Annotated in this window: 22 protein-coding genes; 15 read left to right on the top strand and 7 right to left on the bottom strand. The window is 68.5% G+C overall.

Features of this window, described 5'->3' with window-relative positions; genetic code table 11:
- Window positions 1-132: 132 nt before the first annotated feature.
- Window positions 133-537 carry a WhiB family transcriptional regulator gene (locus ACJH5R_RS16425; protein ID WP_406758118.1) on the top strand — a complete coding sequence of 135 codons (405 nt, stop codon included), beginning with the start codon at window positions 133-135 and terminating at the stop codon, window positions 535-537.
- 8 nt (window positions 538-545) lie between these two features.
- Here the strand turns inward: ACJH5R_RS16425 and ACJH5R_RS16420 are convergent, their stop codons facing one another.
- Entirely contained in the window at window positions 546-998 is a 453-nt protein-coding gene (locus ACJH5R_RS16420; RefSeq protein ID WP_406758201.1) for a metallopeptidase family protein, read from the bottom strand.
- Window positions 999-1,091: 93 nt separating this feature from the next.
- Here ACJH5R_RS16420 and ACJH5R_RS16415 point away from each other — a divergent pair, with 93 nt between their 5' ends.
- The 6 genes from ACJH5R_RS16415 to ACJH5R_RS16390 are packed head-to-tail and all read left to right on the top strand — an operon-like array spanning window position 1,092 to window position 7,419.
- Window positions 1,092-1,532: a DUF3499 domain-containing protein gene (locus tag ACJH5R_RS16415; RefSeq protein WP_406782377.1), complete on the top strand. Its 441-nt coding sequence runs from the start codon at window positions 1,092-1,094 to the stop codon at window positions 1,530-1,532.
- Between the two features lie 58 nt (window positions 1,533-1,590).
- The gene (locus ACJH5R_RS16410) at window positions 1,591-3,006 is read left to right on the top strand and encodes a phosphomannomutase/phosphoglucomutase (RefSeq protein WP_406782376.1); all 1,416 of its coding nucleotides are present in this window, start codon (window positions 1,591-1,593) and stop codon (window positions 3,004-3,006) included.
- Entirely contained in the window at window positions 3,003-4,136 is a 1,134-nt protein-coding gene (locus tag ACJH5R_RS16405; protein WP_406782375.1) for a TobH protein, read from the top strand. The genes ACJH5R_RS16410 and ACJH5R_RS16405 overlap by 4 nt, the downstream gene beginning before the upstream one ends.
- 8 nt (window positions 4,137-4,144) lie before the next feature.
- Window positions 4,145-5,398, top strand: coding sequence for a mannose-6-phosphate isomerase, class I (gene manA, locus ACJH5R_RS16400; protein WP_406782481.1), 1,254 nt, complete (start codon window positions 4,145-4,147; stop codon window positions 5,396-5,398).
- The gene (locus ACJH5R_RS16395) at window positions 5,399-6,340 is read left to right on the top strand and encodes a cation diffusion facilitator family transporter (protein ID WP_406758122.1); all 942 of its coding nucleotides are present in this window, start codon (window positions 5,399-5,401) and stop codon (window positions 6,338-6,340) included.
- A gap of 5 nt (window positions 6,341-6,345) precedes the next feature.
- The gene (locus tag ACJH5R_RS16390) at window positions 6,346-7,419 is read left to right on the top strand and encodes a type I-U CRISPR-associated protein Cas7 (protein ID WP_406758123.1); all 1,074 of its coding nucleotides are present in this window, start codon (window positions 6,346-6,348) and stop codon (window positions 7,417-7,419) included.
- 1 nt (window position 7,420) lies between these two features.
- Here ACJH5R_RS16390 and ACJH5R_RS16385 read toward each other — a convergent pair whose 3' ends face one another.
- The 4 genes from ACJH5R_RS16385 to ACJH5R_RS16370 all read right to left on the bottom strand — a co-directional run bounded on the left by ACJH5R_RS16385 (window position 7,421) and on the right by ACJH5R_RS16370 (window position 11,330).
- Window positions 7,421-8,185: an alpha/beta fold hydrolase gene (locus ACJH5R_RS16385; protein WP_406782374.1), complete on the bottom strand. Its 765-nt coding sequence runs from the start codon at window positions 8,183-8,185 to the stop codon at window positions 7,421-7,423.
- 274 nt (window positions 8,186-8,459) lie between these two features.
- Window positions 8,460-8,855, bottom strand: coding sequence for a PaaI family thioesterase (locus ACJH5R_RS16380; protein ID WP_406782373.1), 396 nt, complete (start codon window positions 8,853-8,855; stop codon window positions 8,460-8,462).
- Window positions 8,852-9,772, bottom strand: coding sequence for an alpha/beta fold hydrolase (locus ACJH5R_RS16375; RefSeq protein ID WP_406758126.1), 921 nt, complete (start codon window positions 9,770-9,772; stop codon window positions 8,852-8,854). The genes ACJH5R_RS16380 and ACJH5R_RS16375 overlap by 4 nt, the downstream gene beginning before the upstream one ends.
- Window positions 9,762-11,330, bottom strand: a complete 1,569-nt coding sequence (locus ACJH5R_RS16370) for an adenylate/guanylate cyclase domain-containing protein (RefSeq protein ID WP_406758127.1) — start codon at window positions 11,328-11,330, stop codon at window positions 9,762-9,764. The genes ACJH5R_RS16375 and ACJH5R_RS16370 overlap by 11 nt, the downstream gene beginning before the upstream one ends.
- 167 nt (window positions 11,331-11,497) lie before the next feature.
- Here ACJH5R_RS16370 and ACJH5R_RS16365 point away from each other — a divergent pair, with 167 nt between their 5' ends.
- From ACJH5R_RS16365 to ACJH5R_RS16330, 8 genes are all read left to right on the top strand, one after another.
- Window positions 11,498-12,712 carry an alkane 1-monooxygenase gene (locus tag ACJH5R_RS16365; protein WP_406758128.1) on the top strand — a complete coding sequence of 405 codons (1,215 nt, stop codon included), beginning with the start codon at window positions 11,498-11,500 and terminating at the stop codon, window positions 12,710-12,712.
- 48 nt (window positions 12,713-12,760) lie between these two features.
- A complete protein-coding gene (locus ACJH5R_RS16360; protein WP_406758129.1) occupies window positions 12,761-13,390 on the top strand; it encodes a TetR/AcrR family transcriptional regulator in 630 nt (209 codons plus the stop codon).
- A gap of 76 nt (window positions 13,391-13,466) precedes the next feature.
- Window positions 13,467-14,924: an adenosylhomocysteinase gene (ahcY, locus tag ACJH5R_RS16355; RefSeq protein ID WP_406782372.1), complete on the top strand. Its 1,458-nt coding sequence runs from the start codon at window positions 13,467-13,469 to the stop codon at window positions 14,922-14,924.
- An 82-nt stretch (window positions 14,925-15,006) separates the two neighbouring features.
- Entirely contained in the window at window positions 15,007-15,648 is a 642-nt protein-coding gene (locus ACJH5R_RS16350) for a dTMP kinase (RefSeq protein WP_406782371.1), read from the top strand.
- A 52-nt stretch (window positions 15,649-15,700) separates the two neighbouring features.
- The gene (gene mtrA / locus ACJH5R_RS16345; protein WP_013829915.1) at window positions 15,701-16,387 is read left to right on the top strand and encodes a two-component system response regulator MtrA; all 687 of its coding nucleotides are present in this window, start codon (window positions 15,701-15,703) and stop codon (window positions 16,385-16,387) included.
- A gap of 22 nt (window positions 16,388-16,409) precedes the next feature.
- On the top strand, window positions 16,410-18,059 hold the full coding sequence (gene mtrB / locus ACJH5R_RS16340; protein WP_406758132.1) for an MtrAB system histidine kinase MtrB: 1,650 nt from the start codon (window positions 16,410-16,412) through the stop codon (window positions 18,057-18,059).
- Window positions 18,056-19,822 (top strand): MtrAB system accessory lipoprotein LpqB, encoded by a 1,767-nt coding sequence (lpqB, locus tag ACJH5R_RS16335; RefSeq protein ID WP_406758133.1) that lies wholly within the window; start codon window positions 18,056-18,058, stop codon window positions 19,820-19,822. The genes mtrB and lpqB overlap by 4 nt, the downstream gene beginning before the upstream one ends.
- Window positions 19,823-20,122: 300 nt before the next feature.
- Window positions 20,123-21,133 (top strand): Acg family FMN-binding oxidoreductase, encoded by a 1,011-nt coding sequence (locus ACJH5R_RS16330; protein ID WP_406782480.1) that lies wholly within the window; start codon window positions 20,123-20,125, stop codon window positions 21,131-21,133.
- A 15-nt stretch (window positions 21,134-21,148) separates the two neighbouring features.
- Here the strand turns inward: ACJH5R_RS16330 and ACJH5R_RS16325 are convergent, their stop codons facing one another.
- Complete coding sequence (locus tag ACJH5R_RS16325; protein ID WP_406782370.1) at window positions 21,149-22,858, bottom strand: GAF domain-containing sensor histidine kinase; 1,710 nt, start codon at window positions 22,856-22,858, stop codon at window positions 21,149-21,151.
- Window positions 22,851-23,492 (bottom strand): hypoxia response regulator transcription factor DosR/DevR, encoded by a 642-nt coding sequence (gene dosR, locus ACJH5R_RS16320; protein WP_406758135.1) that lies wholly within the window; start codon window positions 23,490-23,492, stop codon window positions 22,851-22,853. The genes ACJH5R_RS16325 and dosR overlap by 8 nt, the downstream gene beginning before the upstream one ends.
- Window positions 23,493-23,544 lie beyond the last annotated feature (52 nt).

Raw genomic sequence — 23,544 nt, 5'->3', positions numbered from 1 at the left:
TGTCATTTCCCGGTTGGCCAGCCGATTTCGGTGTCGCAGACCGAGATTCGATCACATGTTCGAATTGGGATGGTCAATATCTTCCGATTCGAGCGACATATCAGGATCGCGCTACAGGTGAGGAGGCGGAGCATGTCCTATGAGCACCTTTGGGGCGTGATGGGGGGAGCACCGCACGCCGGTGCCGAAATGGCTACGCCGAGCGGGCTGGAGGCGCCGGAGGCGTTGGAGCCGATGCCCAGCCGGCCGCATCTGAGCCTGGTTCCCGAGCCCGAGGACTACGACGAATTCGAGCCGTTCGACCCTGCGTCGGCCACCAATGAGCAATGGCAGGACCGCGCCCTGTGCTCGCAGACCGACCCCGAGGCGTTCTTCCCGGAGAAGGGCGGCTCGACCCGAGAGGCCAAGAAGATCTGCCAGCGGTGCTCGGTCCGCAGCGAGTGCCTGGAATACGCCTTGGGGCACGACGAGCGTTTCGGTATCTGGGGTGGGCTTTCCGAGCGTGAGCGCCGCCGCCTCAAGCGCGGCATCATCTGAGCCGGCGACTAGTCGTCGATCGTTGGGTCGATGACGTTGGGCTCGACATCCAAGTAGGTGGCGACTTGAGCCACCAGAATCTCGTGCAATAAGTCGCCGAGTTCTGTGCTGTCGTTTGCGCGTTGCTCGATCGGCTTGCGGAACAGCAAGATTCGGGCCCGCGTCGGATTTCCTCGAACGTCCACCCCGGCGGGAATCAACCGGGCCAGCGGAATCGGTCCGTCCGCGACCACTTCTGGCGGCCACTGCACGCTGTCGGGATCCTTGGCGGCGATCCGCGGGATCTCGTCGACGGCGACGTCAAGAGCCGTCAACCGTTGCTTCCAACGTTGTTCGATGGGCTCGTAGGCCTCCAGCACCGCCATGTCGAACCGTTCCGCACGGGTGCGCCAGCCCGGCACGGTCGGCGGCAACAGCGGTCCGCGGGTTTCACGGCCGCGCCTGCGGCGACGCGTGGCGATCACGCAGAAGATGGTAACGGTTGTGCATAGGGTGCCGGCCCATTGCGCGTGTCCGGCGCTGCGGGGGAGCGCGGCCACGATAGCCTCACGGGCGTGAACGTTCCCCGTCGTTGCTGCCGGCCAGGGTGTCCGCACTATGCGGTGGCGACGCTGACGTTCGTCTACTCGGACTCCACCGCCGTGGTCGGCCCGCTGGCGACTGCCGCTGAGCCGCATTCCTGGGACCTGTGCTTCAACCATGCGGGCCGGATCACAGCCCCGCGCGGTTGGGAACTGGTCCGCCACCCCGGCCCCTGGGTGTCTCCCGAAGAAGATGACCTGATCGCCCTTGCCGAGGCGGTTCGCGAGCGTGAATCCGGGCGAGCGGCCCCGGCCAACGGGTGGTACCCCCAGACCAATCCGGTCGACTCCGCGACCCGGGGAGCGCCCACCGCCGGACCCGGTGGCGGCGTGCTGGCACCGCCTGGTCCGCCCGGCAAGACCAATGGTCGGCGCCGTGGCCATTTGCGGGTGTTGCCAGACCCGTCGGACTGATCGCGGGTTCCGGGCTAGGCTTGAGCGTCAAGAGTCCACTGCGTCAGGAGCCCTGTCCATGTCTCGGCCCGCTGCGGCTGTCCACCGTGTGATCAAGGCGTACGACGTACGCGGCCTGGTCGGTTCGGAGATCGATGAATCCCTCGTCACCGAGGTCGGGTCCTCGTTTGCCCGGCTGATGGCCGAGGAAGGCGCCCGGCAGGTGGTGATCGGCCACGACATGCGGGACAGTTCGCCAGTGCTGTCGGCGGCGTTCGCCGAGGGCGTGGTCGCCCGCGGCCTGGATGTGGTCCGGATCGGGTTGGCATCGACCGACCAGCTCTATTTCGCCTCCGGGGCGCTGGACTGCCCGGGTGCGATGTTCACCGCCAGCCACAACCCGGCCGCCTACAACGGCATCAAGCTCTGCCGGGCGGGCGCCAAGCCGGTGGGCGCCGATACCGGCCTGGGCCGAATCCGCGATGAGCTGATCGCCGGCTTGGACTCCGACTGGGCCCCGGGCGGCGACGGCCACGGACCGCGCGGAACCGTCACCGACCGCGACGTGCTGGCCGACTATGCGACATTCCTGCACTCGCTGGTCGACATCTCCGGCCTGCGTCCGCTGCGCGTGGCCGTCGACGCCGGCAACGGAATGGCCGGCCACACCGCCCCTGCGGTGTTCGGATCGGTCGGCGCGATCACATTGCTGCCGCTGTATTTCGAGCTGGACGGCAACTTCCCCAACCACGAGGCCAACCCGCTGGATCCGGCCAACCTGGTCGATCTGCAGGCCTTCGTGCGCGAGCAGGGCGCGGATATCGGGTTGGCCTTCGACGGCGACGCCGACCGATGCTTCGTGGTCGACGAGCGCGGAGAGCCGGTTTCCCCGTCGGCGGTGACCGGCCTGGTGGCCGCCCGCGAATTGGCCCGCGAGCCCGGGGCGACGGTGATTCACAACCTGATCACCTCGCACGCCGTACCGGAACTGGTCACCGAACTCGGCGGCACACCGTTGCGGTCACGGGTCGGGCACTCCTACATCAAGGCGCTGATGGCCGAGACCGGGGCCATCTTCGGCGGGGAGCACTCGGCGCACTATTACTTCCGGGATTTCTGGGGTGCCGACTCGGGCATGCTGGCCGCCCTGCACGTCCTGGCCGCGCTCGGCGAACAACAGCGGCCGCTCTCCGAGCTGACCGCCAACTACCAGCGTTACGCGGCGTCGGGAGAGATCAATTTCACCGTCGCCGATGCACAGGCGTGCGTGGATGCGGTGGTCGGATCGTTCGGCGACCAGGTGTCCGTGGACCACCTGGACGGCGTGACCGTCGACCTGGGTGCGGGCAGCTGGTTCAACCTGCGCAGCTCCAACACCGAGCCGCTGCTGCGGCTCAACGTCGAGGCACCCGACGCCGCCGCGGTGGACGCGGTGGTGGCCCGGGTCGCTGCGCAGATCGAGGCTGTCAGCTCCGCGGAGAAGTCTCGTCCGTGACCGCTTTCTCCGGCTCCTTCTCCACCGTCGACCTCGATGACACCGAGGCCCTATTGGCGGCCGACCGCGACGGCGCGCTGTGGGCCGCGTCGATGGCCGGGGCACAGGTGCGCGCCACCGCCGCGGCGGTCGATGAGGGTGCCCTGGATGCCGTGCGCAGTGAAAGCCGTGACTACCCGCCGCGGGCGGTCATCTGGCTGGCCACCCGCGGTACCGCGGCCACGGCCGGGAGCCTGCTGGCCGCCACGCACGGCGATTCGGTGCGCGCACCGCTGGTGCTGGCCGCTGAGGCCCCGTCGTGGATCGGTTCGCTGGACGTAGTGGTGATCGCCGGTGATGACCCGGGCGATCCGGCGCTGGTCGCCGCGGCCGCGGCCGGGGTACGTCGCGGGGCGCGGGTGGTGGTCGTCGCGCCCTATGAGGGGCCGCTGCGCGACGCGACCGCCGGCCGCGTCGCAGTGCTGGAACCGCGGATCGCCGTCGCGGCGGAGTTCGGCCTGCCGCGCTACCTGGCCGCCGGGTTGGCCATCATGGACGCCCTGGAGCTGGGCGGCGCGGGTGCGCCGAGTGACCTGGGCGCACTGGCCGACGAGCTCGACGCCGAGGCGCTGCGCAACAGCGCCGCGCGTGAGTTGTTCACCAACCCAGCGAAATTGCTGGCCGACCGCATTGTCGGCCGCGCCGTCGCGCTGGCCGGTGACTGCGCGGCGACCCTGGCGCTGGCGCGACACGGCAGCGCGGCGATGCTGCGGATCGGTCAGACCGCGGTGGCGGCGACCGGGCTGGCCGACGCGGTGAGCGCCCTGCGGGCGCGGTCCGCCGGTGGCAACGATGACGCCGACATCTTCCACGACGAGCAGATCGACGGCCCGGCCCTCGACCGGTTGCGGGTGCTGGCGTTGACGCTGGCCGCCGAACGTACCGTGGTGGCGGCCCGAATCAACGGCTTGGGCGATGTGGACCTGGTCGCAGCCGGGGATGTGCCGGTGGCGCCGGGTGCCTCGGCGGAAACCGCGAACCCGACCCAGGCGCCGCCCCCGAGCGGCCCAGGCCCGGCCGAACAACAACTTGCGGTGTTGGCAGTGCGGTTGGAGATGGCCGCCGCCTATGTGCGACTTTTGCGGGGTTGACGGGAACAGTGGAACAACTACGCGGTGCGATACGGACCTACGCCTGGGGCTCGAGGACAGCTATCGCCGAATTCACCGGCCGGCCGGTTCCGGCGGCACATCCAGAGGCCGAGCTGTGGCTGGGTGCACACCCCGGGGATCCGGCCTGCCTGGAGACCGACACCGGCGAGGTGTCGTTGCTCCACGTCCTAGCCCAAGACCCGGAGGGCCAGCTGGGGCCGCTCGCCCAGACCCGCTTCGGTGATCGCCTGCCGTTTCTGGTCAAGGTGCTGGCCGCCGACGAGCCACTGTCGCTGCAGGCCCACCCCAGCGCCATGCAGGCGATCGAAGGCTACGAGCGCGAAGAGCGGCTCGGGGTCCCGGTGTCCTCGCCGATCCGCAACTACCGCGACACCAGTCACAAACCGGAACTGCTGGTGGCGCTGCAGCCGTTCGAGGCGCTGGCCGGCTTCCGCCCGGTGGCGCGCACCATCGAGCTGCTGAGGGGGCTGGCGGTATCGGACCTGGACCCGTTCATCGACCTGCTCGGCGGCCAGTCCGGCAACGGTCAATCCGATGTGCAGTCCGACGCCGACGGCCTGCGGGCGCTGTTCACCACATGGATCACCGCACCCCAGCCCGATTTGGACGTGTTGGTGCCCGCCGTGCTGGAAGGGGCCATCCAGTACCTCAGTTCTGAGGCCGGCGAATTCTCCGCGGAGGCCAAGACGGTCCTCGAACTGGGAGAGCGGTACCCCGGTGACGCGGGCGTCCTGGCCTCGCTGCTGCTCAACCGGGTCAGTCTGGCGCCGGGGGAGGCCATCTTCGTATCGGCCGGCAACCTGCACACCTACCTGCACGGCGTAGGTCTGGAGGTGATGGCCAACTCCGACAACGTGCTGCGTGGCGGACTGACGCCCAAACACGTCGACGTCCCCGAGTTGCTGCGGGTGCTGGATTTCACCCCCACCACCGAGGAGGCGCTGCGGCCGGCCACCTACACCGACGGACTCGAGGTGGTCTACCAGACCCCCGCCGAGGAATTCGCGCTGTCGCGACTGACCCTCGACGGCACCCACCTCGGCCACGAGGTCGACGCGCCGGCGCGCCACGACGGTCCACAGATCCTGCTGTGCACCGAGGGCTCAATCACCGTGCACGCCAAGTCCAAGACGCTGACGCTGCACCGCGGCGAGTCCGCCTGGGTGCCCTGCGACGACGGGCCGATCCGGCTGCTCGCCCAAAAACCAGCCGCTCTGTTCCGGGCGACGATGGGCCTGTGAGTGTCTTCCTCCGGTAGTACCAAGGCCATCATCGCGGCCCTGGCGGCCAACGCCGGCATCGCGGTGGCGAAGTTCACCGGCTACGTGATCACCGGTAGCGCCGCCATGCTCGCCGAGGCGGTGCACTCGGTGGTCGACACCTCCAACCAGACGCTGTTGCTGTTCGGACAGCGCGCCGCCACCAAGGCACCCGACGCGCTGCACCCCTTCGGGCACGGCCGCAGCCGCTACTTCTGGTCGTTCGTCGTGGCGCTGGTGCTGTTCAGCCTGGGCTCGATGTTCGCGCTGTACGAGGGGTACGAGAAGCTTCGCCACCCCGTCGAGTTGAGCTCGCCGCTGGTGGCGATCGCGATCCTGGTGGTGGCGATCGCGTTGGAGTCCTACAGTTTTCGGACCGCTATCGTCGAGTCGCGCCCGCTGAAGGGCCAGAGCAGCTGGTGGCGGTTCCTTCGCAACTCGCGCAATCCCGAGCTGCCGGTGGTGTTGTTGGAGGACACCGCCGCGCTGATCGGATTGGTGCTGGCGCTGGCCGGCGTGGGACTGAGTGTGCTCACAGGAAACCCGGTGTGGGACAGCGTGAGCACCCTCGGGATCGGTGTGCTGCTCGGTGTGGTCGCCGTCTTCCTGATGGTGGAGATGCACAGCCTGCTGATCGGTGAGGGCGCCACTGCCGCCGAGGATCAGGCCATTCGCGCGGCGCTGGAGGGAACCGAGAACGTCACCCGCCTGATCCACATCCGCACCCAGTACCTGGGCCCGGACGAGATGCTGGTGGGGGCCAAGATCGCCGTGGTTCCCCGGCTGGACCTGGCCGGTGTCGCGGCCACCATCGACGCCGCCGAAGCCAATATCCGCGCGGCCGTGCCGGCGGCGCTGGTCATCTATCTCGAGCCGGACCTGGACCGGACGCCTGTGCCACACTCGGTGGACCAGAAAGGTTGATCGCTTTGTCCAAACTTTCCTTTCCACAGCTGATCGCCGCCTGCCAGGCCGGTGGCGCCAGCACCCTGAGCCTGTCCACCGAGCTGGCGCCCGCCGGGGGAGCCCACGCCGCGATCAGCCCGGTCCACCGCGCCGCGCGCTCAGCGTCGGCCGCTGAGACCCGATTGATCGACGGGGAACCGACGGCCACGGTGCTCATCGATGACAACCAGAGCCAGGTCCAGCGTGTCGAAGCCGCGATTCTGCAGGCCATCCGTGACCAGCATCCGCTGTTGAGCCGGGTGCCGCGGATGGAGGTTTCCTACGAGGGTGGCCGGCTGGCCTACACCGATCTTGAAATGCCGCAACGCATTTTCGACGGGCACTTTCTCACCGGCTCCATCGACGGCAAGCCCGCGATCGCACACCCCGCCTACCGAGTGGCCCGCGAGAGCACACCGGACAACGCTCGCGCACTGTTGGAGTTGAGCCCCGGCAGCCTGGTCTTCGGTGCGATCGACGCGGCCCTGGGCACCGGCCAAAGCCGGTTCCGCGGAGTGCTGTCCGGCGAGATCATCGGCGTATTGGTCGATGGCGCATCGACGGATTCCCGTGCGGTGGCCGACACCGGTGTGTGCTGCACCCGGATCATCCGCACCCAGGTGCTCAGCTTCGCCGCACTGCGGCAACTGCGGTTCGACTGCGGTCCGGCCGGCGACGAGGCATGCCGCGTCCTGCTGGCCGCCTATGCGCTGGCGGGGCTGGCGCGTTCCAACGCCGAACTGAGCATCCGGGCCAACTGCGACCTGGTGGAAACCGGCCCCACCACGCTCAAACTCGATGCCCGCGACGGGGAATTCGTCGAACTGACCGCGTTGTCGATCGCCGAGGCCGACAAGCTGCTGGAACGTGCGCTGGTGGAGGCCTACCGGGAGGCCGACATCACCTGGCGCGGTCAGGTGCTGCACGTCACCGGTAATTCCGCGGCCTACACCGCCGCCCAGAACGGCGGAGCGCCACAGGACACACCGGTCATGCATGCGCCTCGGCGGTTCCGGTTGCCGCACTTCATCGAGAGTCGGCTGAGCGCGCCGAACTGAGTCACCCAGTTTCGGCGACCGATGCCCAGAAGGATGTGAGGGCGGCCGCGCCGCGCCCCGGGTCCTGGCTCATCCACCAGTGGCCAAGCCCGTCAAGCACTTCGGTATGGGCGCCCGCTTGCTGCGCCGCGCGTCGCCGGATCTCCTCGGACCCCACGTAGGGGTCGCCGGTGGCCAACAGGGAAAGGCCCGGACGGGCCCGCGCGCGCTCGAGCCCGCCGCCGGTCTGTGCCATGGCCCCGGGGCCTTCCACCGAGCGGTACAGCAGCAGGGTTGCCCGCCCCATCTCCGGGCCCTGCGCCTGCGCCATCGACCTGGCGATGTCGGCCGGCAGGGTGGCCGACCACAGCGCCGTCCGGTCTTCCACTGTGCCGCCGAGCATGTTCTTGACCAACCGCTCGCCCTTGCCTGGGGTCCGCCAGACCTGGGCCGTCTCGGGCCAGACGTAGTCCGGGTCGAACACACCGATGATGTCGGTGGTCCAACTGCGCACGAGGTCGGGGCGATGCATCGCCAGGTTGACCACGTGGACCCCGCCCCAGTCGTGTCCGACGAGGTCGATCGGCTCGCCCGCGTCGCCGAGGGCTTCGAGCTCGCGTTCGAGCCAGTCGCGGTAGGCAACGTAGGTTGCGGAGAAGTGTTGCGGCAGTGGAGCGCCGAATCCCGGTGGCGACAACCGTACGACATCTCGACGGCCCAGGGCGTCGACCAGCGGGTCCCAGATCGCGTCAGATTCCGGGTTTCCGTGCACCAGCACTACCGACATGAGCAGATCTTGGCATGCCGCTACTGACGCGGTCCGCGAGACCGGCACTAGGACGGGTCGACCATAAAGCCGACGACAGCCGGCAACAACGGGAGGAAACGTAAAGCGCTCGACTGGGATACCCCAGCCGAGCGCTTTAGGTGTTCGCTACCGACCGCGTGACGTCCGCAGCGGCGATTTCGCATTAGTGGTCGTGGTCGTGGTCGTGCGGGTGACCGATTCCGCCGTCGCCTCCAGCGCCACCGGTGATGCCGTCGCCGTCGGCGCTAGGCGTTCAGCCAGGTAGCTCGATGGCGGCGAAGTTCACCGTCGCGGTGGCCGCCAGCTGATCGTCGTCGCCTCGGTAGATGTCGACCTGGGCCACCACCGAACGCCGGCCGGTGCGCAGGATGGACGCGACGGCCCGGGCCGGCCCGACCTTGATCGGCCGCAGGTAGCGGATGAACAGATCCGTCGTGGCAATACCGTTGCCGAACTGCGTGCTACGCGCGGCGAGCTGTCCGGCCGCCACGTCGGCCATGGTGGCGATCAATCCGCCCTGCAACTCGCCGGAGGTGTTGACCACCCGCTCGTCGACCGGCATCTGCAGAGTCAGGGTGCCGTCGGCCGACGGCACCTCCTCCAGACCGAGTTGGGCGAACAACTCCCGGATCGATTGCGGCGCGGTCATGACGTCGGCTCGACCGCCTCGTCCCACGCCTGAAGCAAGGTGCACAGAATCTCTTCGGCGCGGCCCAATCCGGCCAGATGGCTCTCTCCGGGAATCGGGTAGAGCCGGGCGTCGGGAAGCAGTGCCACCGCATGTTTGCCGTGTGAGAACGGGACGATGTGGTCGGCATCGCCGTGCCACCAGTGCACCGGCACCGTGATGTCGGCGAGCCGGAAGCCCCAGGGGCGGGCGAACAGGATGGCGTCGGCGATCGGTGCGGCGAGCTGCTTGCGGGAGCCGTTGAGCAGGTCATCGAGGAACATCGCCTTGAACTCCGGGCGCGACAGCATCTCGCGGTCACCCTCGGGGGAGAGCCGCGCGTAGAGCTCCAGTGCCGGGGAGGCCACCGGCCGGATCATTCGGATCAGTCCGGCGGCCAGCACGCTGATCGGTCGCCCGGCGTGGTCGAGTACCGGCTCGGCGAGCCGGGCCAGCCGCATCAGATTGCTGTCGATGGCCTCGGGGCCCACCGCCGGGGCGACACCGCCCAGAACGCCGGCCGCCACCACCCGCTTGGGCATAGCTGCTGCGCATGCCAGCGTGTACGGGCCGCCACCGGACAGCCCGATGACCGCCATCTTGTCGATGCCGAGCGTGTCGGCGACGGTGCGCAGGTCATCGGCGAACTGCGACACCGTCTCGTACTGGAACGGGGTCGAGGACCCGATCCCGGGTCGGTCCACCCCGATCAGACGGATGTTGGCTTCGGTGGCGTACAGCCGTGCCTCGACGGGAATCTGCCGGCGGGCACCAGGCGTGCCATGCAGCCAGAACATCGCCCGGCCCTGCGGCGCACCGAATTCGGCGAAACCCAGCTGACGGTTCTCGCCGACGGCGATGTTCCCCTCCATCTGAGGGCGGGCGATGTCATAAGCCATGCTCGGAGTCTGGCATGAGCCTGGCAGCCAGGTCACCCCCGGTCGCGGGCTCGGTGATCGGCGTCGACATTTGGGTGGGTTGCGCCCGGCCGCGCAATGTCGCCGACCCGTAGTGCACCCAGCGCGCCCGCTCGGCGTCGTCGGCGCGTTCCAGCGCGGTCGCCGAACACAACACCCGGGCCGTGACGGCCTTGGCGCCGTCGGCCAACCGCGCGGCCTCGTTGACGGCGTCGCCGACCACGGTGTACTCGTAGCGGTTCTCGCTGCCGATGTTGCCGGCGAACACCGGCCCCGCCGAGACGCCGATGCCGAAGTCCACCAGCGGCAGCCGGCGAAGCCGGGCGATCAGGGTGCGGGCCGTGGCCAGCGCCGCCGTGGCGGCCCCGTCGGACGGGACGGGGGCGCCGAACAACGCCAGCGCTGCATCGCCCTGAAACTTGTTGATCGATCCGCGCTGTGCGTCGACGGCGTCCACCACGATGCGGAAGAAGTCGTTGAGCACCCCGGCGACCTCGTCCGGCGGGTGGGTGGCCGCCAGTTCGGTTGAGCCCACCAGGTCGATGAACAGGATCGCCGCCTCTTGTACCGAGCCGGACAGCGCGAGATCCTGCTCCACCGCCAGCCGGGCCACATCGGAGCCGACGTGGCGGCCGAACAGGTCCTGGAGTCGGTCGCGTTCGGCCAGACCGGCCACCATGCGATTGAATCCGGTTTGGAGTCGCCCGATCTCGGATTGTTCGTAGACGCCGACGGAGGTGGTCATCTCGCCGCGCTCGACCCGGGCCATCGCGTTGACGACTTCGCCGACCGGATCGGAGATCGATCGGGAAACCAGGATCATGGCGCGAACCCCGAGCAGCACCGCCACCACGCACAGCACCAGCACCGGGATCTCCACCGACGAGTCCGGGTCGATGATCCAGCCCCGCTGACGGCAGACGATCAGCGCGATGATGGCCGCCGAAGGCATGGCGCAGGTGATGAACCACATGGTCACCAGCCGGGCCAACACGCCGGGGGCGGTCGCGCGGACGTCGGTGCCTTGCCAGGCGGCGGCCACGATCGGCCGGAAGGTGCGCTGCGTGAACAACATGCTGGTGCTCAGCGATGCCGTGCCCCCGAACACGATGATCGCGCTGAGCAGCACGATCAGCCCCATGTTGTGTGAGTGGAGCGCGGCCAGGCCGATGGCCCCGCCGATCAGCCAGGTTCCGAGCACGATCACCGATTGCCGGCGCAGGATGTTGATGGCCGAGCGCCGTTGCCCGGGATCGGGCGGTGCTCCGGCGGTGTACCAGCGCACTGACGGCGCGATGCTGGCACTTCCCGCGGCGACGACGGCCAGCGTGCCCAGCGTGACCAGCACCGCGACCAGCACCAGGTTGGGCACCGACAGCAAGGTGGTGTCGGTGAGGGGGGTTTCGCCGTTGAGCGACACCACCACCGCGATCGCCTCGGCGCTGGTCAGCAGGTGGGCGAAGGCCAGTCCGGTCGCGTAGTCACGGACCCGGATGGCGGTACGCGGCCGCGCGCCTGCTTGCGAACCTGCAGTCGTCATTGCGGTCGTGCCCATCCCTGAGTGCGTTGTGCACTCAAGTTATACGGATCTGCCCGACGCGGCGCGGCATCTTTCGTGTACAAATTGCCGTCAAATGTCTAGACGGCGTACGAACAAGGATGTAATGTCCAGACGCGACGGTGGTTGAACTCACAAGGAGGGCGTGGATGAGCACTCAGACCGCGGAGGTATGGCGGGACAAGAAGCGATACCTCTGGCTGATGGGCCTGATCGCCCCGACGGTGATGTTCACCATGCTGCCGTTCGTCTGGGCGATGAACCGGTTCGGTTGGCACCTGGCCGCACAGTTGCCGTTCTGGATCGGTCCGATTCTGGTCTACGTGCTGCTGCCGGCGCTGGATCTGCGGTTCGGCGCCGACGGGCAGAACCCGCCCGACGAGGTGATGGCGCAGCTGGAGAACGACCGGTACTACCGCTACTGCACCTACGCCTACATTCCGTGCCAGTACGCCAGCCTGGTGCTGGGCGCTTATTTGTTCACCGCCACCGATCTGAGCTGGCTGGGAGTCGAGGGGTCTCTCAGCTGGTTCGCCAAGATCGGGCTGACGCTGTCGGTGGGCACTTTGGGCGGGGTCGGCATCAACACCGCGCATGAGTTGGGGCACAAGAAGGATCAGCTCGAACGCTGGCTGTCCAAGATCACCTTGGCGCAGGTCTGCTACGGCCACTTCTACATCGAGCACAACCGGGGCCACCACGTGCGGGTGGCCACCCCAGAAGACCCGGCGTCGGGCCGGTTCGGCGAGACCTTCTGGGAGTTCCTGCCGCGCACCGTCTTCGGTGGGCTGCGCTCGGCCTGGCAGCTGGAAGCCGCGCGGTTGCGCCGGCTCGATAAGGGACCCTGGCGACTGTCCAACGACGTTCTCAATGCCTGGCTGATGTCGGTGGTGCTCTGGGGGGTGTTGATCGCGGTGTTCGGCCCGGCGCTCATCCCGTTCGTGATTGTTCAGGCCGTCTACGGCTTTTCCCTACTGGAGTCGGTGAACTACATCGAGCACTACGGGCTGCTGCGCCAGACCCGTGCGAACGGCCGCTACGAACGCTGCACGGCCGAACACAGTTGGAACTCCGACCATCTGGTGACCAACCTGTTCCTCTACCACCTGCAGCGGCACAGCGACCACCACGCCAACCCCACCCGGCGCTACCAGACGTTGCGCAGCATGGCCGGGGCTCCGAACCTGCCCAGCGGATACGCGTCGCTGATCGGGCTCACCTACATCCCGCCGCTGTGGCGGCGGCTGATGGACCACCGGGTGCTGGCGCACTACGGCGGGGACATCACCCGGGTCAACATCGATCCGCGCCGGCGCGCCAAGATCCTGGCCCGCTATCGCGCGACAGATGCGGCGGCGGCGTGATGGCGGCGCGGCCGGGGCCGAATTCGAGTTGGTAGAGGTTGCTCGGGCATGACACCCGCTAATCTCGCGGTGGTGAAACGCATCCCCTACGCCGAGGCATCCCGGGCGCTGTTGCGCGACTCGGTGCTGGATGCGATGCGGGAACTGCTGACTCGCCGAGACTGGTCCTCGATCACGCTGGCCGCGGTCGCCGAGGCGGCGGGGGTCAGCAGGCAGACCATCTACAACGAGTTCGGCTCGCGTCAGGGCTTGGCGCAGGGCTATGCCGTCAGGCTGGCCGACCGCCTGGTCGATGCCGTCGAAAGCGCCATGTCCGACAACGTCGGCGACATCCACGCCGCGTTCCTCGAGGGGTTCCGGTCCTTCTTCTCCGATTCGGCCGCCGACCCGCTGGTGATCTCGCTGCTGACCGGTGCCGCCAAGCCCGACCTGCTGCAGATCATCACCACCGACAGCGGCCCGATCATCACCCGCAGCTCAGCGCGGCTCACGTCGTCGTTCATGCACAGCTGGGTCAAGGTCAGCGAAGACGACGCCGGAATCCTGGCCCGGGCCGTCGTGCGGCTGGCCATGAGCTATGTCTCCATGCCGCCGGAAGCCGACCACGATGTGGCCGCCGACCTGGCCCGACTGTTCACCCCGGCGGCACAGACCTACGGTGTCGTCGACACCGAATGACCCGACCGAGCAGACTTGGGCTTGCGCCGGTAGCTTGTAGCGGAGCCAATTCACCGAACCTAACGGGGGCGTACTGATGAGTTTGACCGCGGACAGCCGCAACGGAATCGACTACAAGGTCGCTGACCTGTCGCTGGCCGAGTTCGGCCGCAAGGAGATCCGGCTGGCCGAGCACGAGATGCCCGGTCTGATGGCATTGCGTCACGAGTACCACGGGGTCAACCCGCTCAAGGGCGCCCGCATCACCGGTTCGCTGCACATGACCATCCAGACCGCGGTGCTCATCGAGACCCTGGTCGACCTCGGCGCCGAGGTCCGCTGGGCCTCCTGCAACATCTTCTCCACCCAGGACCACGCTGCCGCGGCGGTCGTCGTCGGGCCGCACGGCACCGTCGAGGAGCCCAAGGGCACCCCGGTCTTCGCCTGGAAAGGCGAGTCGCTGGAGGAGTACTGGTGGTGCGCTGAGCAGGCCCTGACCTGGGACGGCGAGCCGACCAACATGATCCTCGACGACGGCGGCGACGCCACCATGATGGTGCTGCGCGGCGCCCAGTACGAGAAGGCCGGCGTGGTTCCGCCCGCCGAGGACGGCGACTCTCACGAGTGGAAGGTCTTCCTGGGCACGCTGCGCGACCGCTTCGAGACCGACAAGACCAAGTGGACTACCATCGCCGAGTCGGTCAAGGGCGTCACCGAGGAGACCACCACCGGCGTGCTGCGCCTGTACCAGCTGGCCGCCGCGGGTGAGCTGGTGTTCCCGGCGATCAACGTCAACGACTCGGTCACCAAGTCCAAGTTCGACAACAAGTACGGCTGCCGGCACTCCCTGATCGACGGCATCAACCGTGGCACCGACGCACTGATCGGCGGCAAGAAGGCGCTGGTGTGCGGCTACGGCGACGTCGGCAAGGGCAGCGCGGAGTCCCTCAAGGGCCAGGGTGCGCGGGTGACCGTCACCGAGATCGACCCGATCAACGCGCTGCAGGCACTGATGGAGGGCTACGACGTGCAGACCGTCGAGCAGGCCATCGGCGATGCCGACATCGTCATCACCACGACCGGCAACAAGGACATCATCACCCTCGAGCACATGAAGGCGATGAAGAACCAGGCCATTCTGGGCAACATCGGCCACTTCGACAACGAGATCGACATGGCCGCGTTGGAGTCCTCCGGCGCGGTGCGCGACAACGTCAAGCCGCAGGTCGACGTGTGGACCTTCCCCGACACGGGCAAGTCCATCATCGTGCTGTCCGAGGGCCGGCTGCTCAACCTGGGCAATGCCACCGGGCACCCGTCGTTCGTGATGAGCAACAGCTTCTCCAACCAGGTGATCGCTCAGATCGAGCTGTGGACCAAGGGCGACGAGTACGACAACGAGGTCTACCGGCTGCCCAAGCACCTGGATGAGAAGGTGGCCCGCATCCACGTCGAGGCTCTGGGCGGCACGCTGACCAAGCTGACCAAGGACCAGGCCGAGTACATCGGCGTCGACGTCGAAGGCCCGTACAAGCCGGACCACTACCGGTACTGATCTCTTTCGCGAACAGTCACAAAAGCCCCCATTCCGGCCTGGAAATGGGGGCTTTTGTGTTCGCTCGGATAGGCTTCCCGCCGTGCTGATCGCGATCGAAGGCGTTGACGGCGCCGGCAAGAACACCCTGGCCCAGGGGTTGCGCACGGCGTTCGAGGGGGCCGGTCGGTCGGTGGCCACACTGGCGTTTCCGCGCTACGGCGTCTCGGTGACCGCCGATGTGGCCGCCGAGGCGCTACGCGGCAGTCACGGCGACCTGGCGGATTCGGTGTACGCGATGGCGATGTTGTTCGCGCTGGATCGTGCCGGTGCCAAGGACCAGATCGACGTGTTGCTCGGCGGCCACGACGTGGTGATCCTCGACCGGTACGTCGCCTCCAGTGCCGCCTACAGCGCCGCCCGGCTGCATCAGGACGCCGCCGGCGAGGTGGTGGACTGGGTGCGTCGGCTGGAATTCGAGCGGCTCGCGCTTCCCGCCCCGGACTGGCAGGTGCTGCTGGATGTGCCCACCGAACTCGCCGCGCAGCGGGCCCGGCACCGCGAGGACCGCGACGCCGCACGCGCCCGGGACAGCTACGAGCGCGACGACGGTCTGCAGCGCCGCACCGGCGAGGTGTACCGCGGCTTGGCCCACGCCGGATTTGCTGGACGCTGGCAGGTAGTCGGCCCGACGGTCGACGCGGCCGCTCTGGCGGCCGATCTGACTGCCGAAATGCGCGGGTAACTCTGCGAAACGCGCGTGTGATAGCCGGGTTTTATCACGATCTGGTGACACCATGTACGCCATGAGGCAAAGGATTCTTGTCGTCGACGACGACGCGTCGCTGGCCGAGATGCTCACCATCGTGTTGCGTGGGGAGGGTTTCGACACCGCGGTCGTCGGTGACGGCACCCAGGCGCTCACCGCGGTGCACGAGCTGCGGCCCGACCTGGTGCTGCTGGACCTGATGCTGCCCGGCATGAACGGCATCGACGTCTGTCGGGTGCTGCGCAAGGACTCCGGTGTGCCGATCGTGATGCTCACCGCCAAGACCGACACCGTCGATGTGGTGCTCGGGCTGGAGTCGGGCGCCGACGACTACATCATGAAGCCGTTCAAGCCCAAGGAGCTGGTGGCCCGGGTGCGGGCCCGGCTGCGCCGCAACGACGACGAGCCGGCCGAGATGCTCTCGATCGCCGACATCGACATCGACGTGCCGGCGCACAAGGTGAGCCGGGGCGGTGAGCAGATCTCGCTGACTCCGCTGGAGTTCGACCTGCTGGTGGCGCTGGCACGCAAACCGCGGCAGGTGTTTACTCGTGAGGTGCTTCTCGAACAGGTCTGGGGATACCGCCATCCGGCCGACACCCGACTGGTGAACGTGCACGTCCAGCGCTTGCGGGCCAAGGTGGAGCAAGACCCGGAGAACCCGACTGTGGTGCTGACCGTCCGAGGAGTGGGTTACAAGGCCGGACCTCCGTGATCCCCACCGGGGAGCGGCGCAAGTGATCTTCAGCTCCAAACGGCGCCCCCGGCGGTCGGGTCCACTGCTGCTCGGCGTGAACACCCTGCGCCGCGCGGTGCAGATCGCCTGGCGACGGTCGCTGCAGCTACGGGTCGTGGTGCTGACGCTGGGGCTGTCGGCAGTGGTGATTCTGGCGTTGGGCTTCGTGCTGACCAGCCAGATCACCGACCGGGTCCTCGACGTCAAGGTTCGGGCGGCCACCGAGCAGATCGCGCGTGCCCGCGTCACGGCCGGCGGCATCGTCGGCGGTGAAGAGGCCCGCTCACTGACGTCGAGCCTGCAACTGGCCCGCAACACGCTGATGTCCAAGACCGACCCGGCGGCCGGCAGCGGAACCGCCGGCGCGTTCGACGCGGTGCTGGTGGTGCTCGGCGAGGGGCCGCGCGCGGCGACCACCGCCGGGCCGGTCGACCAGGTGCCCGCCACCCTGCGCGAATTCGTCAAGGCCGGCCAGGTCAGCTACCAGTACGCGACCGTGCACGTCGAGGGCTTTTCCGGGCCGGCACTGGTGATCGGTACGCCGACGACCTCGCGAATCACCAACCTGGAGCTTTACCTGATCTATCCGCTGGGCACCGAACGCAACACCATCAGCATGGTGCGCGGCACGATCGCCACCGGCGGCCTGGTGCTGTTGGTGCTGCTGGCCGGTATCGCTTTGCTGGTGTCGCGGCAGGTGGTGCTGCCGGTGCGGTCGGCTTCGCGGATCGCCGAGCGGTTCGCCGAGGGGCATCTGTCCGAACGGATGCCGGTGCGCGGTGAGGATGACATGGCGCGCCTCGCGGTGTCGTTCAACGACATGGCCGAGAGCCTCTCGCGTGAGATCACCCAGCTCGAGGAGTTCGGTAACCTGCAGCGCCGGTTCACCTCCGACGTCAGCCACGAACTGCGTACCCCGTTGACCACCGTGCGGATGGCCGCCGACCTGATTCACGACCACAGCGAAGACCTCGAGCCCTCGCTGCGGCGCTCCACCGAACTGCTGGTCAGTGAACTGGACCGGTTCGAGTCCCTGCTCAACGACCTGCTGGAGATCTCCCGCCACGACGCCGGTGTGGCCGAGTTGTCCGTGGAGTCGGTGGACCTGCGCTCGACGGTCAACAGTGCGCTGGAGAACGTGGGGCACCTGGCTGCCGACGCCGACGTCCAACTCAAGGTCGACATGCCCGGCGATCCGGTGATCGCCGAAGTCGATCCGCGCCGGGTGGAACGCATCCTGCGCAACCTGATCGCCAACGCCATCGACCACGCCGAGCACAAGCCGGTGGTGATCCGGATGGCTGCCGATGACGACACGTTGGCCGTCACGGTGCGCGACCACGGAGTGGGGTTGCGACCGGGCGAGGAGAAGCTGGTGTTCAGCCGGTTCTGGCGCGCCGATCCGTCGCGGGTCCGGCGCTCCGGCGGGACCGGGCTGGGCCTGGCGATCAGCGTGGAGGACGCCCGGCTGCACCAGGGCCGGCTGGAGGCTTGGGGCGAGCCGGGCAAGGGCGCCTGCTTCCGGCTCACCCTGCCGCTGGTGCGCGGACACAAGGTCACCACCAGCCCGCTGCCGATGAAACCGGTGAGCGCCGCCGAGCGGCGGGAGCGTCGTCAGCGGGCCCGCGAGCACGCCGAGAGGATCGGATGATGCGGCGCAACAGGATCGCGACGTGCATACTTGCCGCGGCAGCGGTGGTCGGCGCGCTCGCGGGGTGCGCCGGAGTGCCCAGCAACTCGGCGCCGCAGGCCATCGGCACCGTGGAGGCGCCGCCGCCGTCGGTGCTGCCCAAACCGACCCCGGGCATGGATCCCGATGTGCTGCTGCGCGAATTCCTCAAGGCGACCGCCGATCCGGCCAACCGTCATCGGGCGGCGCGGCAGTTCCTCACCCAGGAGGCCTCCGACTCCTGGGACGACGCCGGTAGCGCGCTGCTGATCGACAACGTGGTGTTCGTCGAGACACGCAGCGCCGGCCGGGTCGCGGTCACCATGCGCGCCGACATGCTGGGCTCGCTGTCGGACATGGGGGTGTTCGAGACCGCCGAGGGCGCCCTGCCGGCTCCGGAGCCGATCGAACTGCTCAAGACCTCCGACGGCTGGCGTATCGACCGGCTGCCCAACGGGGTGTTCCTGGATTGGCAGCAGTTCCAGGCCACCTACAAGCGCAACACGCTCTACTTCGTCGATCCGACCGGCAAGACGGTGGTGCCCGATCCCCGCTACGTGGCGGTGTCCGATCCCGACCAGTTGGCGACCGAACTGGTGTCCAAGCTGATCGCCGGCCCTCGCCCGGAGATGGCCGGGGTGCGCAACCTGTTGGCACCGCCGCTGCGGCTGCGTGGGCCGGTGACCCGCGCCGACGGTGGCAAGAGCGGGGTGGGTCGCGGCTACGGCGGTGCGAAGATCGATCTGGACAGCTTGTCGACAACCGATCCGAACACCCGGCAATTGCTTGCCGCGCAACTCATTTGGACTCTGGCCCGAGCCGACATCAAGGGCCCCTATGTGATCGACGCCGACGGTGCCGCGCTCGACGACCGGTTCCCCGACGGGTGGACGACCTCGGACGTGGCCACCACCGATCCGGGTGCCTCCGACGGTGCCGGCGCCGGGATACACGCACTGGTGGGTGGATCGCTGTTGGTGCTGGATGGGCAGCAGGCCAACCGGGTGCCGGGGGCGTTCGGCCGGGAGCCCGATCAGGAGTCGTGCGCGCTATCGCGCAATGGGCGCCAAGTGGCTTCGGTGGTGGTGCACCCCGGTGACCCCGAGGCCACCTTGTGGATCGGCGACCTCGGGGGCGAGGCGGTGCAGGCGGCCGAGGGGCACACCCTGTCGCGCCCGAGCTGGTCGCTGGACGAGGCCGTGTGGGTGGTGGTCGACGGCAACAACGTGCTCCGGGCCATCCAAGAAGTCGCGACGGGCCGCCCGGCCCGGATCCCGGTGGATTCCGGGGCGGTCTCCGCGCGGTTCCCCGGTCCGATCAGCGAGCTGCAACTGTCCCGCGACGGCACCCGGGCGGCCATGGTGATCGGCGGACAGGTGATCCTGGCCGGCGTCGAGCAGATGCCGGGCGGCCAGTTCGTGCTGCACTATCCCCGACGGTTGGGCTTCGGGCTCGGCTCCTCGGTGGTGTCGCTGAGCTGGCGCACCGGTGACGACATCGTGGTGAGCCGCTCGGACCCCAAACACCCGGTGTCCTACGTCAACATCGACGGGGTGAATTCCGACGCGCCCAACGGCAACCTGCAGTTGCCGGTGTCGACGATCGTCGCCGACCCGTCCACGGTCTATGTGGCCGATCCGCGCGGGGTGCTCGCGCTGTCATCTGCGGCGGCGGAAGAAGAGCAGAGTTGGTCGCCGCTTGGGCCGTTCATGGTGAGCGGCGCACTGCCCGTACTGCCGGGCTGACCGCCGGCACCGCCGCTCGGCCCGCGCCCACCAGTGGCCGGCGCGCGCCCCACTCTCATGGTCCGCCGGCATCGGGAATGTAGGCAGGGCCAGAAGTCCCGAGTCCGCCGCGCAGGTGCGGGTCTTCGTGCCCTGGTCGCGCCGGTGGGACGCGGAGGATCGTGAAGGGTGCAGGTCCTTTTGGGCTCAGCGGGAATTGGGCTCGGGACCGCGAGGGAAGAAAGGGGCCGGACCGTGGATGAACAGCCTGCGGGTCACCCGGACGCCGCGGCGGTTCGGGAGACCATTCGAACCGCGTTGATGCTGGCAGCCCGAGCGCCGTCGGTGCACAACTCCCAACCCTGGCGCTGGCGGGTGGACCCGGCGCCGTCGGCGCCCCTGCTGGACCTGTACGTCGAGCCCGATCTGCAGCTGCGCAACGTCGACCCCGACGGCCGGGGCATGATCTTGAGCTGCGGCGCGGCATTGCACCACTGCGTGGTCGCGTTCGCCGCGTTGGGCCAGCAGGTCAAGGTCCATCGGTTGCCCGACCCGGCACACCCTGACCTGCTGGCCTCGATCGAGCTGGGACACCGTGGCGCGCAACCCGATCTCTCGCAGGTCGACGTCGCGCTGGCGGCGGCGATCCCGCGGCGTCGCACCGACCGTCGTTACTTCAGCGGCTGGCCGGTGGCCGCCGCCGACATCGCGTTGATGGGTGCGCGAGCGGCCCGGGCGGGAGTGATGTTGCGCCGGGTCGACGCCCTGGACCGGCTGAACGCGGTGGTGGCCCGCGCGGTGTTCGAGCACCGCACCGACTACGAGTACCTCGCCGAGCTGGCGACCTGGAGCGGGCGCTACGGGTCGGTGGCCGGAGTTCCGGCGCACAGCGTGCCGGCCTCAGATGCTGGGGCCCCGATTCCCGGTCGGTTCTTCGCCGGGCCGGCGCTGGCCCAGCCGCCCGGTGCCGTCCCGACCGAGGACCGCGCGGTGATGCTGGCGCTGGGCACCGAGACCGACGACCGGCTGGCACAGCTGCGCGCCGGGGAGGCCACCAGCGTGGTGCTGCTGACCGCGACGGCATTGGGGTTGGCCAGCTGCCCGGTCACCGAGCCCCTGGAGATCGCCGAAACCCGCGCCGCGGTGCGCCGCGACGTCTTCGGGACCAGCGGCTATCCGCAGATGCTGCTGCGGGTGGGCTGGGCTCCGATCAATGCCGATCCGCTGCCGGCGACCCCGCGGCGCTTCCTCAACGACACGGTCCAGTGGCTGGTCGCCGACACCGGCGAGGCCGCACCGCTAGACGCTGAAGGGCTGGCGCTCTACGCGTGATGCGCACCGTGGTGGTTAGGACACCAGGGGAGCGGACCAGCGCAGCACGGTCCCGCCGCCGGGAGCCGGTGTGACGCTGAAGGTTCCGCCGGCCTGCTCCGCGCGCTGACGCAGGTTGGCCAGGCCGCTGCGGTTGATCACCTCGGGCATCCCGCGGCCGTTGTCGGTCACCTCGATGCTCAGGTCGTCTTCGACCTTGATCTGCACGGTCAACGCGGTGGCCCCCGAATGCCGGACCGTATTGCTGACCGCCTCGGAGACCACGGCCTCGGCGTGATCGGCCAGGCCCGGCTCCACCACCGACAGCGGGCCGACGAACTGCACGGTGGTGTGCAGTCCCGATCCGGAGAATTGGGCCACCGCGTTGTCCAGTCGCTGACGCAACGGTGTCGCCGCGGAGGCGACACCGTGCAGGTCGAAGATCGTGGTGCGGATCTCGCCGATGATCGCCTGGAGGTCGTCGACCGCGTCGGAGAGCCGGTGCTGCACCGCGGCGTCCCGGCTGCGCGGAATGGTGCCCTGCAAGGACAGACCGACGGCGAACAGCCGTTGGATCACATGGTCGTGCAGGTCGCGAGCGATCCTGTCCCGGTCGGTGACCACGTCGAGTTCGTGCATGCGGCGCTGCGTGGTGGCCAGCTGCCAGGCCAATGCGGCCTGATCGGCGAACGCAGCCATCATGTCGAGTTGCTCGGTGTTGAACGGGGGAGTGGTGCTGTGCCGCATCACCACGACCACTCCGGCTACCGCGTCGGCGGCGCGCAGCGGAAGTATCAGGGCGGGCCCGGCCGCACGCACACCGCTCAACGTCAGCCGGTCGACTCGGTGCGGCTCCCGCTTCGAGAAGGCGTCGCCGACCGGGGAGCCGGTCACCGGGAGGGTTCCCCCGGACAGGCAAGCCATTGTCGGCCCGATGGTTTCGACCACCAGAAGCTCACTGACCTCGGCTTCGGCGACGCCCTCGTCCAGCGGGATGGCCACCAGCGCCGACTCGGCACCGGTGAGCTTGCTGGCCTCCTCGGCGATCAACCGGAACACCGTGGAGGGGTCGGTTCCCGACAGCAGTTCGGTCGCGATGCCGTGGGTGGATTCGATCCACGATTGCCGCGCCTTGGCCTGCGCGTACAACCGGGCGTTGGCAATCGCGATCCCAGCGGCGGCGGCCAGCGCCTGAACCAGCACCTCGTCGTCTTCGCTGAACGGCTGTCCGTTGGCCTTCTCGGTGAGGTAGAGATTGCCCACGACCTCGCCGCCCACGCCCACCGGCACGCCGAGGAACGTCCGCATCAATGGATGGTGGGGCGGGAAACCTATGGAGGCTGGATGTTTGGAGAGGTCGTCCAGTCGCAGGGTTTGGGGTTCGTCGATCAGCAGACCGACCACCCCCACCTGCTGGGGCAGCCGGCCGATCTTGACGAACGTGTCGTCGTCGATGCCCTCGTAGACGAACTGCTGCATTCGACGGTGGCGGTCGTGCACCTCCAGCGCACCGTATTTGGCATCGACCAGATTGGTGGCGGTCTGCACGATGGTGCGCAGTGTTTCGTCGAGCTCCAAGCCGGAGGTGACAGCCAGCATCGCCGCCAGCAGTCCGTCGAGGCGGTCGCGCCCTTCCACGATCTGCTGGACCCGGTCTTGCACGCCGACCAGAAGTTCGCGCAGCTGCAAATGAGAAAGTTTGTCGCGCAGGGGGTTCGGGCCGTCTTCGGGTACGTCGTCAGTCATTCCGCGCGCGCTCGAGTTTAGTGGCGAAGACCGCGGCCTGGGTGCGACGCTCCATGCCCAGCTTCGCCAGCAACCGCGACACGTAGTTCTTGACGGTCTTCTCCGCCAGGAACATCCGGTCGGCGATCTGCTTGTTGGTCAGGCCCTCGGCCAGCAGGCTCAACAGCGTCCGCTCCTGTTCGGACAGGCCCGACAGCGGATCGGGTTTGGCGGCGGCACCGCGCAGCTTGGCCATCAGGGCGGCCGCAGCCCGGTTGTCGAGCAGCGATCGGCCGGCGCCGACCTCCTTGACCGCGCGCGCCAGCTCCATGCCCTTGATGTCCTTGACGATGTAGCCGCTGGCCCCGGCCAGGATCGCGTCGAGCATCGCCTCGTCAGAGGTGAAGGACGTCAGGATCAGGCACCGCAGCTCGGGCATCCGCGACAGCAGGTCACGGCAGAGTTCGATGCCGTTGCCGTCCGGCAGCCGGACATCGAGCACCGCAACATCGGGGCACAGCGCGGGTATGCGGGCGAGGGCTTCGGCCACCGAACCGGCCTCACCGACCACGTCCAGTTCGGGGTCGGCGCCCAGCAGGTCGATCAGGCCGCGCCGTACCACTTCGTGATCGTCCACCAGAAAGACCCTGACCACATCGCGTCCTCTCACCCGAAGCCGTCGTCGCGGCGCGCACGCAGGCACTGCC

This window comes from Mycobacterium sp. SMC-19 (genome assembly GCF_045310815.1).
GTDB lineage: Bacteria > Actinomycetota > Actinomycetes > Mycobacteriales > Mycobacteriaceae > Mycobacterium.
The sequence above is the reverse complement of the archived record's forward strand: the minus strand, read 5'-3'. Positions and strand labels throughout refer to the sequence as shown.